This window comes from Curtobacterium sp. NPDC090217 (assembly GCF_044746705.1).
Taxonomy (GTDB): Bacteria; Actinomycetota; Actinomycetes; order Actinomycetales; family Microbacteriaceae; genus Curtobacterium.
This window is the reverse complement of the sequence record NZ_JBIVCR010000003.1, coordinates 359,768-373,391: the sequence shown is the minus strand read 5'-3', so window position 1 is coordinate 373,391 and position 13,624 is coordinate 359,768. Positions and strand designations below refer to the sequence as shown.

Annotated in this window: 9 protein-coding genes; 4 read left to right on the top strand and 5 right to left on the bottom strand. The window is 71.8% G+C overall.

Annotated features, from left to right (window positions below):
- Positions 1 to 429: 429 nt before the first annotated feature.
- Entirely contained in the window at positions 430 to 1,959 is a 1,530-nt protein-coding gene (locus ACIPJ2_RS13620; RefSeq protein ID WP_402729255.1) for a CYTH domain-containing protein, read from the bottom strand.
- Between the two features lie 59 nt (positions 1,960 to 2,018).
- Between ACIPJ2_RS13620 and ACIPJ2_RS13615 the strand changes: the two genes are divergently transcribed.
- Positions 2,019 to 2,291 carry a mycoredoxin gene (locus tag ACIPJ2_RS13615; protein WP_123653932.1) on the top strand — a complete coding sequence of 91 codons (273 nt, stop codon included), beginning with the start codon at positions 2,019 to 2,021 and terminating at the stop codon, positions 2,289 to 2,291.
- A gap of 14 nt (positions 2,292 to 2,305) precedes the next feature.
- Here ACIPJ2_RS13615 and ACIPJ2_RS13610 read toward each other — a convergent pair whose 3' ends face one another.
- Together ACIPJ2_RS13610 and ACIPJ2_RS13605 are read right to left on the bottom strand one after the other, a co-directional pair.
- Positions 2,306 to 4,432, bottom strand: a complete 2,127-nt coding sequence (locus ACIPJ2_RS13610; RefSeq protein ID WP_402729254.1) for a DEAD/DEAH box helicase — start codon at positions 4,430 to 4,432, stop codon at positions 2,306 to 2,308.
- Between the two features lie 525 nt (positions 4,433 to 4,957).
- On the bottom strand, positions 4,958 to 6,202 hold the full coding sequence (locus tag ACIPJ2_RS13605; protein ID WP_281267400.1) for an aminoglycoside phosphotransferase family protein: 1,245 nt from the start codon (positions 6,200 to 6,202) through the stop codon (positions 4,958 to 4,960).
- A gap of 80 nt (positions 6,203 to 6,282) precedes the next feature.
- Between ACIPJ2_RS13605 and ACIPJ2_RS13600 the strand changes: the two genes are divergently transcribed.
- Positions 6,283 to 7,368 (top strand): aromatic acid exporter family protein, encoded by a 1,086-nt coding sequence (locus ACIPJ2_RS13600; protein ID WP_402729253.1) that lies wholly within the window; start codon positions 6,283 to 6,285, stop codon positions 7,366 to 7,368.
- Between the two features lie 141 nt (positions 7,369 to 7,509).
- Here ACIPJ2_RS13600 and ACIPJ2_RS13595 read toward each other — a convergent pair whose 3' ends face one another.
- Positions 7,510 to 7,818 carry a hypothetical protein gene (locus ACIPJ2_RS13595; RefSeq protein WP_281267398.1) on the bottom strand — a complete coding sequence of 103 codons (309 nt, stop codon included), beginning with the start codon at positions 7,816 to 7,818 and terminating at the stop codon, positions 7,510 to 7,512.
- 194 nt (positions 7,819 to 8,012) lie between these two features.
- Here ACIPJ2_RS13595 and ACIPJ2_RS13590 point away from each other — a divergent pair, with 194 nt between their 5' ends.
- Together ACIPJ2_RS13590 and ACIPJ2_RS13585 are read left to right on the top strand one after the other, a co-directional pair.
- Positions 8,013 to 8,690, top strand: a complete 678-nt coding sequence (locus tag ACIPJ2_RS13590) for a response regulator transcription factor (protein ID WP_402729252.1) — start codon at positions 8,013 to 8,015, stop codon at positions 8,688 to 8,690.
- A 20-nt stretch (positions 8,691 to 8,710) separates the two neighbouring features.
- Positions 8,711 to 10,180: a sensor histidine kinase gene (locus tag ACIPJ2_RS13585; RefSeq protein ID WP_402729251.1), complete on the top strand. Its 1,470-nt coding sequence runs from the start codon at positions 8,711 to 8,713 to the stop codon at positions 10,178 to 10,180.
- A 31-nt stretch (positions 10,181 to 10,211) separates the two neighbouring features.
- On the opposite strand, the gene ACIPJ2_RS13580 is transcribed toward ACIPJ2_RS13585, so the two are convergent.
- Positions 10,212 to 13,622: an error-prone DNA polymerase gene (locus ACIPJ2_RS13580; protein WP_402729250.1), complete on the bottom strand. Its 3,411-nt coding sequence runs from the start codon at positions 13,620 to 13,622 to the stop codon at positions 10,212 to 10,214.
- Positions 13,623 to 13,624 lie beyond the last annotated feature (2 nt).

The following is a 13,624-nucleotide window of genomic DNA, read 5'->3' as shown; positions in this document are numbered from 1 at the left end:
TGCGCACTCGATGCCGCAGCGGGCCCGTCCGTCCGCCCGCCGGTCGGTCGGTCGCAGCACGGCGAGCCAACAAGTGCGCAGAAACGGCGACGCGCCGGTGACCCAGGTCAGCATTGCTGCGCACTCGATCGCGCCGAAGGACTGTCCGCCGGTCGGTCGCAGCACGGCGAGCCAACAAGTGCGCAGAAACGGCGACACCGCGGCGCCCCAGGACGGCATTGCTGCGCACTCGATCCCGCAGTGGGCCCGTCCGCCCGTCCGCCGGTCGGTCGCAGCACGGCGAGCGGCCGAGTGCGCAGAAACGGCGACACCGCGGCACCCCAGGACGGCATTGCTGCGCACTCGATGCCGCAGAGCGCGCGTCAGCCGACCGCACCGCACCGCACCGCACCGCACCGCCGCCCGGAGCGACACCGGCGGCGCACGCGCTCACACGCGGTTGAGCGCGTGCACCGCCTCGTCGTAGGACTCCTCGGCCAGGCGGACCCGGTCCCCCGCGAGCACGCCGTACCCGAACGTCCCCTCGCCACCGCGCTCGGCGATGCCGGCGTTCGTACGCAGCGCGTCCAGGGCGTGCAGTGACCGCACGCGCTCGGTGAGGACGTCCGCCGCGGTGCCGATGCGCTTCCAGAGTGCGTGCGGGAACGCGTCGTCCCCGAGCACGTCCATCGCCATCCGGGCGCGCATCGTGCCCTGCCACGCCCGCTCGGTCGTCGCACGGTCGGCTGCTTCACGCTCGGCGGCGGTCTCGGACTCGTCGTCGGCGACCGCCGCGCGCACGAGCTCCCGGACCTCGGGCTTCACGACGGCGGTGACGTCCTGCGCGACGTGCTTCGGGGAGCGGAGTGCCCACGGCGTCGGTGCCGGACGCTCCACGGCGTCGTCGAGGGCGTCGAGGAGCTCGAGGAACGGCTCACCGTGCAGGAACGCCACGACGTCGCGCACCGCGTGGTCGCGCCGCTCCCGCGTCGACGCGAGGATCCGCTCGCGCGTCATCGCGTCGACGAGGTCGTCCTGCGCCGGCGTCGACGCCCTGGGCAGCCGGTCGATGAGGTACTCCGCGAGCGCCGCACGCGCCGTGACGTTCGCCAGACCGTCTGCTGCCGAGGCGGCGCGGTCGCCCGCGTCGCCCGGCGCGAACGCCGACCGGTACGTCTCCAGGATCGCGGCGATCTCGAGTGCCGTCCCGGCGGCGTGGCGGAGGTCGGCCGTGTCGCCGGAGCGGAGCCGGGCCTCCTGGCTGAGCAGTGCGGAACGCAGCTTGCGGAGTCGCTTGGTGAGGATCCGTGCGGTCGTGCCCTTCTCGGGCTTGTCCGCGGACTGGAGGCGCGGTGCCGGCGCACCTGCCAGCCCACGTGCCAGCTTGGACGCGACGGCGGCGGGGCCGGCTCCGACGGCGGCGAAGCGGCCGTCGAGCGACCCGAGGAACTCGTGGGCGATCTGCGGGTCGACGCCCTCGACGGTCTCCACCTCGACCTCGCGCCAGGTGCGCGGGTCCGCGGGAGCGTCCGCGTCGAGGCGCTGGGCGCTGACGCGGTCGTCAGCGAGTTCGGCGACCTGGTCACCGTCCTCGTCGAGGAGGCGGGTGACGGTCCGGGTGGTGGTGATGCGCACGACCGGGTGCAGTCCGCGGCCCCGGCGCTCGGTGAAGAGCGCGGCGAGGACGGCTTCGGGAACGGTGTCGGCGTCGTCGGTGAGGGGGAAGTGCTGCTCGTGTCGGACCGTGTCGGACTCGGCGCGCTTGATGTGCCAGCCGGCATCGGGTCCCCCGGTGCGACGGCGGACCGTCACGCGGGAGGCGACGAGGTCGTAGCGCTCGGTGTCCCAGTACGTGGCGTCGAGTTCGAACGGGTCCTGGTGGTCGACCTGCAGGATCCCTCCTGCCCCGATGAGGTCGGGGAGCTCGGCTCCGTCTGGAAGGTCGTACGTGCGCTCGATCTCGAGGTGCGTGTCCGTCACACGCTCTTGTCTACCAGCCCGTCCAGGGTGCGGAGGACCACGCGGGTTAGCCTGTGGACATGAGCGAGACGATCACCCGCGACGCGTTCGTGCCCGAAGCCGGCGCGGTCACCATGTTCACCACGACCTGGTGCGGTTACTGCGCACGGCTGAAGAACCAGATGTCGAAGGCCGGTGTGCCGTTCCGCGAGGTCGACATCGAGGCCACCCCCGGCACCGCCGAGCTCGTCGCCGAGGTGAACGGCGGCAACCAGACCGTGCCGACGCTGGTGTTCCCCGACGGCAGCACCGCGACGAACCCCTCCCTGGCCGAGGTGCAGTCCCGCATCTGAGCGGGAGCCGCACCCTAGCCGCCGAGCGCCTCGGTCAGCAGCGCTGCCATCGCGTCGAGCTGGATGTCGCCGGAGTCGACGACCTCTTCGTCGGAGCCGTCGAGCGCGCGCGCTGCCAGCCCCGCCTTGCTGTCGATGAGGTCAGCGATCTTGGTGTCGATGGTCTGCGCCGCGATGATGCGCCACGCGGTGACCGGCTCCTCTTGCCCGATGCGGTGCACGCGGTCGATCGCCTGGGTCTGTTCGGCAGAGGTCCACGAGAGCTCGGCGAGGACGACGTTCGACGCGACCTGCAGGTTGAGCCCAACGCCCGCCGCGGTGAGCGAGCAGACGATCACGGCGACGTCGGGGTCGTTCACGAACGAGTCGATCTCCGCCGTGCGCTGGGCCGGCGTCTGGTCGCCGCGGACGGTGGCCGTCCGCAGGCCCCGGCGTGCGAAGACCTCTTCGGCCTGGTCCATCACGTCGAGGTGCTTCGCGAAGAACACGACCTTGCCGACGTTCGACGCCAGCTGCGCCGCGTAGTCCGCCGCCAGCTGCGCCTTCGCGCGGCCGATCCGCCGGACCATCGAGAACACGTTCTCACCGGTCGACGAGGCGTCCTGGTCCTCGAGCTCCCAGCGGGCGACCTGCCGTACGAGCTTGTGGTCGATGCCGACGACCGGGTCCTGACCGGTGCGGGCGTCGAGCGCCTGGTGGTACCGGCGGACGAGCTTCGCGGTGAGCTCGCGCTCGGCGTCGCGGATCGATCGACCCTCTTCGCCGTCGAGCTCGACCGGGATGTCCGCGATGCGCCGGGCGGGGATGTCCGCCGCCACGTCGACCTTGCGGCGTCGGACGATGCCCATGTCGATCACGGCGCGACGGGCCTCGCTGAAGAAGCCGGGGTCGGCCGGGGTGAGCCCGATCTCTTCGAGCTCGTTCATGAGCTTCGCGCGGGGCTTCTTGTCGTCGATCCAGCCGAGGTACTCCCAGATGGTGCGGAAGTCCTCGACGGAGTTGATGAGCGGCGTCCCCGTCAGGGCCATGAGCAGCGGCGACGAGGTCCTGGAGCGGATCTTCTCGGCGAGCTGCAGCACGAACTTCGACCGCTGCGAGTCCTTGTTCTTGATGAAGTGCGCCTCGTCGACGACCATGCCCTTGAACCCGAAGGCGCCGAGCCAGCCGACGTGCCGGTCGAGGATCTCGTAGTTCACGATGACGATGTCCGCGAACCCGTCGAGGTCGTCGCCGTCACCGTGGATCACCGTGGCGCGGCGGTTCGGCACCCAGCGTTCGGCTTCGCGGGCCCAGTTGGTCTTGACGACGTTCGGCACCACGACGAGGAGCGGGAACGCGTTCGCGGCCTCGGCTGCGAGGAGCGACTGCGCCGTCTTGCCGAGACCCGGCTCGTCGGCGAGCAGGAACGTGCGGTGCCCGTCGGCGGCTGCGGCGATGAGCTCGGCCTGGTGCTTCATGAGCGTGGTGCCCGACGCGGAGTGCTGCGTCGGCGGCTCTGGGAGCGGCATCGTCGCCGCTCCCCCGCCTGCGCCGTACTCGAACGATTTGAACAGCGGGCCGAACAGCTCCCAGTTCGCCAGACGACGCGGGTGCGCGACGGGCTGGTCGGCGAGGGCGAAGTCCGGCGGCAGGAACGGGTTCGCGAGCTGGCGCTGCACGACCGCCTGCGGGACGACGGCGCGTTCCTGCGCGACCGCGACGGGGGTGGGCTCCGCCGCGATGACGAGGTCCTCCGGCTGCATCTCGACGCCACCGGCGATCATCATGTCCCGCTTCACGGTGCGCGTCGCTTCCGACACCGATGCCTCTTCGGCGAGCAGCTGGATCACGCTGGTGTCCCGCGCTGCGGTCTTCGCGAGGATCTGCGCGACGCCGTCGAGCCGCTTCATCTGCTCGGCGCGCTGCGCGTCGGTGAGGGTCGTGTCCGCCTTCACCCGGGCGCGTTCCTCACGCATGAGCAGCGCGACCGCCTGGAACTTCGTGCGGTTCGACGCCTTCAACGGTCCGCGCTGCGCGGCCGCCTCGACCTCGCGCACGGCGCGGGCGAGCACCGGGATGACACCGTCGTTGTCGAGCGGCCGGGTCCGGCGCGACGCGGTCCGCGTCCCACCGGCTGCACGCCGCGTGCCTGATCGAGCCAAGGCTCCTCCTGTTCCACCCCGAGACCGGGGCGAGCCGCCCGTGCGGGCGGAAGTCTCCTCGGTGCGTCCGTCGCACCGATGCCGGCAACGGGCCACCGTGGCCCGCCGATCCCCGCGACGTGTGTGCGACCGTTCCCGTCGAGGACACCCGGGTGGGAGTCCTCGTCGATGGGACGGTCTGCGCGGAGATCCGGCGCCGTCGCACGCACGCGACGCTGCAGGACTGGGTCGTCCCAGGGCGGTCGCGGATCCGGTGCCCACGTCGGTCAAGTGACCGACTCGTCGTGTCCGGAATCGACCCGACGCGCGGGCACGCGGTGCGTGCGCGTTCAGTTTACTCCCGGACCACCGACGGAGGCGAGTCGGCGCACCCCGCGCGAGTCGTGCCTCCCGTCCGCCCCGCCCCGCCCACCGTGGGACGAAACGCGCGTCGGTGGCCGAATCGCGCGTCGGTGGCGGTTCTTTCCGGCTGCCGACGCGCGATTCGACCTCCTACTCCGGGCGCGATGGGTCGAAACGCGCGTCTCAGACGCGCGGTGCGGACCGCGGGCGGGCCGTGGGCTCGGCCGGGAGGACCGGGGCCGGTTCCGCGAGCGCGGCACGTGTCGCCGCCAGCAGCTGTTCCGCGGTGGCGATGCCGTTCGCGGAGCCCGTGGTCGCCTGCCCTCCGGCGTGGGCCAGCAGCTGGGCGCCGATGGCCGGTCCCAGCCGCTCGGCCCCGGCGGGGTTGCGGGTCGCCCAGTCGCGCGCGATCGCGTCGGCGAGCCGCTCAGCGGCGGCACCGCGATCGGCGTCGCCGCGGGAGCGGTGCCAGAGCCCGGTGACGACGAGGTGCGCCACCACGGCGCCGATGTCGCGGACGGGGTAGCCCCATCCCGCCGTGTCGATGTCGAGCAGTCCGGAGATCCGCCACGGTTCGGCGTCGTCCACGAACACCTGCTCGAGGTGCAGGTCGCCGTGCACGACCTGTTTGTCGGAGTTGTTCCACCCGATCGACCGGCGGCCGATCGCGTCGTAGAGCTCGTCGATCTGCAGCGCGTCCTGCGGCAGCGCCGAAACCAGGGTCCTCCGGTGCCAGTCCGCGTGGTCCATGGCGTCGGCGCGGGCCTGCTGGGTCATCGGCACCGTCGCGATGCGTCCGGTGAGCGCGGCGAGCGACGCGACGAAGCGCGGGTCGTCGGCGATGTCGAGGATCCTGCTGCCCGCCGGCACACCGCGGATCCGCTCCAGCACGAGCAGACCGTCGCCGCGACTCGAGAGCACGCGGGGCACCGGGAGCCCCGCCGCCACGAACTGCTCGTGGGTCTTCACGATCGGCGCGACGCGGTGCGGCCGGACGACCTTGAGGAAGAGCGTGCCCTCCGGCGCGTCGACCCGGACCACGGCGCGCTTGCCCGGACGGTAGGCCGCCACCGTCAGGGTCGGGTTGGTCACCGGCATCCCGAGTGTGGTCAGGAGCTCGGCGACGGCATCGCGGTAGGTCACCTGCGGCAGGACGGGGAGACCAGGGTCGTTCGGGTACGCCCACACCGAGACCGGTTCACCCGTCGACGGATCCGTGACGAGCGCGCTGTTCTGGTCGTGCGTCCCACCGGTGTCCACGTACGTCAGGACGGTCCCGCGCTGGCCGTTCCGGTCGACCGTGTCGACCTCGTAGCCGTACAGGTACCCGTTCCCGGATGGCTCCACCGAGTGGGCGCGTGCGGCGACGACGGTGGTCCCGGAGCCGACGAATGCCTCCGGGATGACTCGCTCGTGATTGGGCCACACGACATCAGTCAACAGGGTCGACGCGGATTCGTCGCGTTCGTGCACGGCTCGGCGTCGTGCGCGTGGCTACCGTGGTCGTCGTGAACCCCGTCGCGCGCCTCCGCAGCTCGAGTCGCACGCCGTTCCTGCAGGTCGTCAAGACGGCGGTCGCGGTCGTCGCGGCGGTGTTGCTGTGCCAGGTCGTCATCAACGGCCCGTTCCCGACCTTCGCGGCGATCGCGGCGCTCCTCGTCGTGCAGCCGAGCATCAACCAGTCCTTCGTGAAGGGCCTCGAGCGGAGCGCCGGTGTCGTGCTCGGGGTGCTGCTCGCCACCGGGCTGCACTTCGCGCTCGGTGACTCCGTGTGGGTCGTGCTGCTCGTCATCGTGGTCGCGATCCTCATCGCGTGGGCCCTGCGACTGACCCCGACGTCGGCGACGCAGGTCGCGATCAGCGGCATGCTCGTGCTCACCGCCGGGATCGTCACGCCGAACTACTCCGCCGACCGGATCCTCGAGACCGTGCTCGGCGCCGCCGTCGCGCTCGTCGTGAACGCCGTCATCGTGCCGCCGGTCCTGCTCGGCCCCGCGCACCTGGCCGTCGCCCGGCTCGCCCGCGACACCGCGGTGGCGTTCGAGCGGGTGGCGATCGGACTCACCGAGGGCTGGGACCGCGACCGCTGGCACGACGCGCTCCTCCGTGCCCGTTCCCTGCGACAGCAGCACGCCAAGGCCGAGGCCGCCCTGACCTCCGCGCAGGAGTCCCTCACGATGAACCCGCGCGGTGGGCGGCACCGCACCATCCTCGAGCGCGACGTCGTCGTCACCGAGCACCTGCGCGTGCTCGTCACCCGCGTGACCGGGATGACCCGCGCGATCCAGGACAACACCGCGCCGGATCTCCGTGCGGACCCGATGGTGGGGCGGATCGCCACCGAGGTCGCCAGGATCGGTGCCGACGTCCGGGCGCTCGGGGCCCAGGTCGAGTCGGCCGTCGTGGCGTCGGGGACCTCGTCGTCGGTCTCTGCCTCCGCCTCCGCCGCTGACGGGTTCGACGACCCTGCGGAGCCCGCGCTGACGGCGCCGCTCGAGGTCGTGCGCCCGAACTCGCGGCACTGGATCCTCATCGGGGCGTTGCTCGAGGACATCCGCCGCGTCCGCGAGGAGCTCCTCGGCGAGGACGACTGACCGGTCGGGGGCGCGGGGGCGGCGCGGGGGCGTTTCGGGGGTGGGCGTCTTCGCGCGTCGGAGGTCGTTTCGCGCGTAGGAGGTCGGAAATTCGGGCCTCCTACGCGCGATTCGGCTTCCTACGCGCGGAACGCCCGCGCGTCAGCGAGCCGCGATCGCCGCCTCTGCCGCGGTGTGGACGATCTGTCCCCAGATCGTCCGCGTCGGGACCGAGGGATCGGACACCACCACCTCGGCGTCCGCGAACCGACGGATCTCGGCGAACACCGCCTCCTGACCGGCCTCGCGCGCCGCGCGACTGGCGACGTCGGGCACGGAGGCGCGCAGCTCGGCGACGATGCGCTCACGACGACCGTCGTCCATCTGCCCCAGCGCCCCGACCCCCTTCCACGCGGCATCGAGCTCGGTGCGCAGGCGGATGATGGCCGGGTGGTCCGGCTCGTCGTTCATGGCTCCCCCAGAGACAGGACGGTCTGTCGGGTACAGGCGTCCGGTCGGGGAGCCTAGCAAGGACGCAAGCAGTCCTCACGTCCCTCGATCGTGGGCCACGCCCCGTGTTCACTGTGACGAGATTCAGTCGGGATGCACGTCGGTCCGCCCGTGAACGCCGGTTCGATGCCACGATGGGTCCCAGGAGGTCCACTATGCGGTTGTTGGTGGTCGAGGACGACGACGAGATGCGCGCCCTCATGGAACGCGGTCTCGCTGCCGAGGGGTACCGCGTCACCGCGGTCGAGAACGGTGTCGAGGCGCTCATCGCGCTCGGTGAGCAGGCATTCGAGCTCGCGGTCGTCGACGTGATGATGCCAGGCATGTCCGGGTTCGAGCTCGCTCGACGGATCCGGGAACGCGAGGACCCCGTCCGCATCCTGCTCGTCACCGCCCGCGACGCCGTCGACGACCGGGTGTTCGGTCTCGACGCCGGAGCCGACGACTACCTCACGAAGCCGTTCGCCTTCGCCGAGCTCACCGCCCGACTGCGAGCACTCGGCCGGCGCGAGGCCACCGGAGCACCGCGGACGATCGAGGTCGGCGACGTCTCGATCGACTCCGAGGCCCGTCGCGTCTCCATCCAGGGCCAGCGCGTCGCCGTCAGCCCGACCGAGTTCGCGCTCCTGCGTCTGCTCGCCCGTTCCGTCGGCACCGTGGTCGACCGTCCGAAGATCCTCGAAGAGGTCTGGGACGGCTCGCAGCACGTCGACCCGAACGTCGTCGAACAGTACATCTCGTACCTCAGGAAGAAGCTCACGTCGCACGAGGCGACGGTCGCGATCTCCACCGTGCGTGGCCGCGGCTACCGGCTCGACCTGCTCGGTTCCTGACGGGCAGGCCCGTCGCACCGATGCGCTTCGTCAGGCCGCTCCGGCTGCTCTCGCTCCGGTCGCGGATCACGATCGGCTCGACGGCGATCGCCGCGGTCGTCATCGTGTTGCTCGTCCTGGTCATGCGCTTCCAGGTCGTCAGCGTGGTCGCCTCCGCGACCAGGACGCTGCTCGACGCCGACGCCGACCCGTACGTGGCGACGCTCGAGGTCGACAGCGACCCTGATCTCTCCCCGCCAGGGAACGCCCAGCTGGTCGCCGTCGTCTCCCCCTCCGGCGACATCGTGCTCTCCACGATGCCGACGCGGGTCGAGCGCGCCCTCGGCAGCCTGACGTCGACCGAGGCGGGCACGAGCGTCATCGACGTCTCGGGGTCCCAGTACCGTGTCGTCGTCGAGCACCCGGTGAACCAGGCCGGACGCTGGACCGTCGTCGCAGCGCGGAACTCGCAGGCCGAGGCGATCGTCGTCGACGACCTCACCACCACCCTGTCGATCACCGGCCTGGCGATCCTCGTCGCGTTCGGTGTCGCGTCATGGGCGCTCGCCACGGCGGCTCTCCGCCCGGTGAACCGGATGCGCCGCGAGGCCGAGCGCCTCTCCGTCGCCCCCGAGCGTGCCGAGCTGCCGGTCGGCCCGGCGCAGGACGAACTGGCGTCGCTCGCGACGACCCTGAACGCGTTCCTCGCGCGGACCAGGCAGGCGACCGAGCGCGAGCGCCAGATGGTCTCCGATGCCAGCCACGAACTCCGGACACCCCTCGCGATCCTCACCACCCAGCTCGACCTCGCCTCGCTCGACGCCGACGACGCCCGGGCGCTCGCCGAGCACATCGAGCGGGCGAAGAACAACGTCGCACGGCTGTCCCGACTGGCGAACGACCTCTTGACGCTGTCGCGCATCGAGGAGTCCGAGCGTCGTTCCGAGGACGGGGACCGCCAGACGCTGACCGCGTGGTCGGACCTCGGCGACGAGGTGATGGCCGCCGTGGACCGCGTCCGACTGATCGCGGGCACGAAGGACATCACCGTCGACTTCGACCTCGAGGCCCCGGTCTCCGTCGGCGGCTCCGGCCCCGGTATCGGCGGCGGCACGGTGGAGCCCCGGTACCGGCTCGACACCGGCGCGATGGCGCAGCTCGTGACGAACATCGCCGGCAACGCGGTCGCGGCGCTGCCCCGCGGCGGCGGCATCCTGGTGACGTGGCGGAGTACGCCCGGCTTCGGCGAGCTCCAGGTCACCGACGACGGGCCTGGGGTCCCCGAGTCGTTCGTCGCCGTCGCCTTCGACCGCTTCACCCGACCGGACGAGGCCAGGAAGTCCCGCCCGAACCCGGACCCGGCGACCGGCGGCATCCCGCTGCCCGGCGGCTCCGGTCTCGGGCTCGCGATCGTGCGCGCGATCGCGGAACAGGCGGGAGGCACGGCATCCCTCCGCAACGTCCGTTCCGGTGGTCTCGAGGTCACCATCCGCGTCCCCGAGGTGCGCTGACCAGTCGGGCGCGCCCGCGGCAGCGCTGCGCTCACTGGAAGTCCCGCGAGCGGGTGCGCACCGCGAGCGGCAGGTGCTCGATGCGGTCCGCGACCACGTTGACCACGCCGTCCTGGGACCGCTCGAGGATGCCCCGCACGATCACCGCCGGCGACTCACGGGCGACTCGTCGGTAGCGTCCCCACACCCCGACGCTGCAGATCACGTTCACCAGCCCGGTCTCGTCCTCGACGTTCATGAACGTGATGCCGGATGCGGTCGCCGGTCGCTGCCGGTGCGTGACGATCCCGCCCACCTCGATCCGCCGCCCTGTCTCCGCAGCGGCGAGGTCCCCGACGCTGAGCACCCGTTTCGCCCGCAGCCGGTCGCGGACGTGCCGGACCGGGTGGTCGTCCGTCGTCATGCCCGTGGACCACATGTCCGCGATGAGGACGTCCCCGCTGGTCATCTGCCCGAACAGCGGCGGCTGCACGACGACCTGCGTGTCCGGCAGCTGGTCGGCACGCTCGGCAGCGGCCTGCGCCGCCGACCACATCCCACCCCGGCGGTCGACCCCGAACGGTGCGAACGCGTCGGCGGCGGCGAGCGCCTCGAGCTGTGCGGTGGTCAGCCCGACCCGGCGGGCGAGGTCGGACATGTCGGCGAACGGTCCGTGTGCATCGCGCTCGGCGACGATCCGCTCGGCGCTCTTCCGTCCGAGCGACGCGACCTCGGCGAGTCCGAGGCGCACGGCGAACGCACCGTCACGGCGGTGTCTCGCCGTGTCGTCGGGAAGCGCCTTGTCGAACGGCAGCACGGGTGCCTGTTCCGGATCGAGGCACGCGTCGTCGGTCTCCGGCGCCGGCTCCCCCGTCGGCTCGAGCGTCGCGTCGACGCCCGAGCGCAGGATGTCCGGCCGGAGCACCGTCACCCCGTGCCGCCTGGCGTCCGCGACGAGGGTCTGCGGCGAGTAGAACCCCATCGGCTGCGCCCGGAGGAGTGCCGCCAGGAACGCCCCGGGGTAGTGCAGCCGCATCCACGCGCTGGCGTAGACGATGAGCGCGAAGCTGATCGAGTGGCTCTCCGCGAACCCGAAGTTCGCGAACGCCTGGATCTTCGCGTAGATCGCATCGGCGTCGGCGCCGTGGATGCCGTTGTCGGCCATCCCTGCGTAGAGCTTGTCGCGGAGCCGGTCGATCTTCTCGTGCCCGCGCTTGGACCCCATCGCCCGGCGCAGCAGGTCGGCGTCGTCCCCGGAGCAGTTGCCGACCGCGATCGCCATCTGCATGAGCTGCTCCTGGAACAGCGGTACGCCAAGGGTGCGTTCGAGCACGGGTTCGAGTGCCGGATGCAGGTAGGTGATGGGTTCCTCACCGGTGCGCCGACGGATGTAGGGGTGCACCGCACCGCCCTGGATCGGCCCGGGGCGGACCAGCGCGACCTCGATCACGAGGTCGTAGAAGCGTCTCGGGAGCAGCCGGGGCAGCGTGCCCATCTGCGCACGTGACTCCACCTGGAACACCCCGATCGTGTCCGCACGGCAGAGCTGGTCGTAGACGCCCTGCTCCTCTTTCGGGATGGAGTGCATCTCCCAGCGTTCCCCGCAGTGCTCGGCAGCCAGGTCGAACGAGTACTGCAGCGCCGCGAGCATGCCGAGCCCGAGCATGTCGAACTTCACGAGGCCCATGTACGCGCAGTCGTCCTTGTCCCACTGCAGGACCGTGCGGCCGTCCATCCTGGCGTGCTCGATCGGTACCACCTCGCCCACGGGACGGTCGGTGAGCACCATCCCGCCCGAGTGGATGCCGAGGTGCCGCGGGAACCCCAGGACCTCGCTCGCCAGCCCGACGACCGCCTGGGGGATGTCGTGGTCCTCGCTCTCGGTGACCGAGCCCCACCGCTCGACCTGCTTCGACCAGGCGTCCTGCTGGCCGGGGCTGTGCCCGAGCGCCTTCGCCATGTCCCGCACGGCGCCCTTCGGCCGGTAGGTGATCACGTTCGCCACCTGTGCGGCGTTGTACCTGCCGTACTTCTCGTAGACGTACTGGATCACCTCTTCGCGGCGGTCCGAGTCGAAGTCGACGTCGATGTCGGGTTCCTCGTCGCGCATCGCCGACAGGAACCGCTCGAACGGCAGCCCGTACCGGATGGAGTCGACCGCGGTGATCTCGAGCAGGTAGCAGACCGCCGAGTTCGCCGCCGACCCGCGTCCCTGGCAGAGGATCCCCCGTCCGCGGGCGTACTGCACCATGTCGCGGACGATGAGGAAGTACCCGGGGAAGTTCTTGTCCTCGATCACGGACAGCTCGCGTTCGATGCGCTGCCGCTTGTGCGGGTCGACCCCGTCCGCACTGCCCGGGTACAGCCGTCGTGCCCCGGCCCAGGTGAGTTCCCGAAGCCACGACATCGCCGTGTGGCCGTCCGGCACGTCGAGGTCGGGCAGCCCCGGTTTGACGGTCTTCAGCCGGAAGCCGAGCTCGTCGGCGAGCGTCACGCTGTACTCGACGGCGCCGGGGTAGCGGGCGAACCGCCTGGCCATCTCGGCGCCGGATCGCAGGTGTGCCGAGTCGGCTGCCGGCAGCCAGCCGTCGATCTCGTCGAGACTGCGCCGGGCCCGGACCGCGGCGAGGGCGGTGGCCACCGGGAAGCGGTCGGGGGTGGCGTAGTGCACGTTGCCGGTGGCCACGACCGGCAGCGCGTGCCGGGCGGCGAGGGCGGCGAGGACGTCGTTGCGGGCGCTGTCGAGCGGGTCGCCGTGGTCGAGCAGCTCCACCACGACGTTGCCGGTCCCGAAGCGGTCGAGGAGCACGCGGAGCGCCGTCTCCGCCGACGACTCCCCGCCCTGCTCGAGTGCCTGGCGCACGGTGCCCTTCCGGCAGCCGGTGAGCACCCGCCAGTGTCCGTCCGCGCGGGACGCGAGGTCGTCGAGGTCGTACCGCGGGCGCCCCTTCTCGGAGCCGGCCGCGAGGTGCGCGCTCGTCACGGCGCCGGCGAGCCGGTGGTAGCCGTCCTGGCCGTCGGCGAGCAGCAGCAGGTGCGAGCCCTCGGGGTCGGGGACGCCGTTCTGCGGTTCGGTGAGCCCGAGGGACAGCTCGGTGCCGTACACGGTGCCGACGGCCGGGTACGCCTCTGCCACCTCTGCCATCCGGGCGGCGCCGTAGAAGCCGTCGTGGTCGGTGAGCGCGAGGGCGTGCAGGCGCAGCCGGGCGGCCTCCTCGAAGAGGTGCTCCGGCTGGCTCGCGCCGTCGAGGAAGCTGAAGGTCGAGTGCGCGTGCAGTTCGGCGTACGGAACGGCGGGCGGTCCGTCGGACTGCGTCGGCTCCGCGGGGACGTACGGCGCACGCTTCCTGGACCACGCCGGGCTGTCCCCGCCGTCGCCGGCGTTCGTGGAACCGGGGCTCCGCTTGTCGGACAGGGCGCGCTCGAACTCCGACCACGGGATCGGTGGGTTGCTGTAGCCCATCA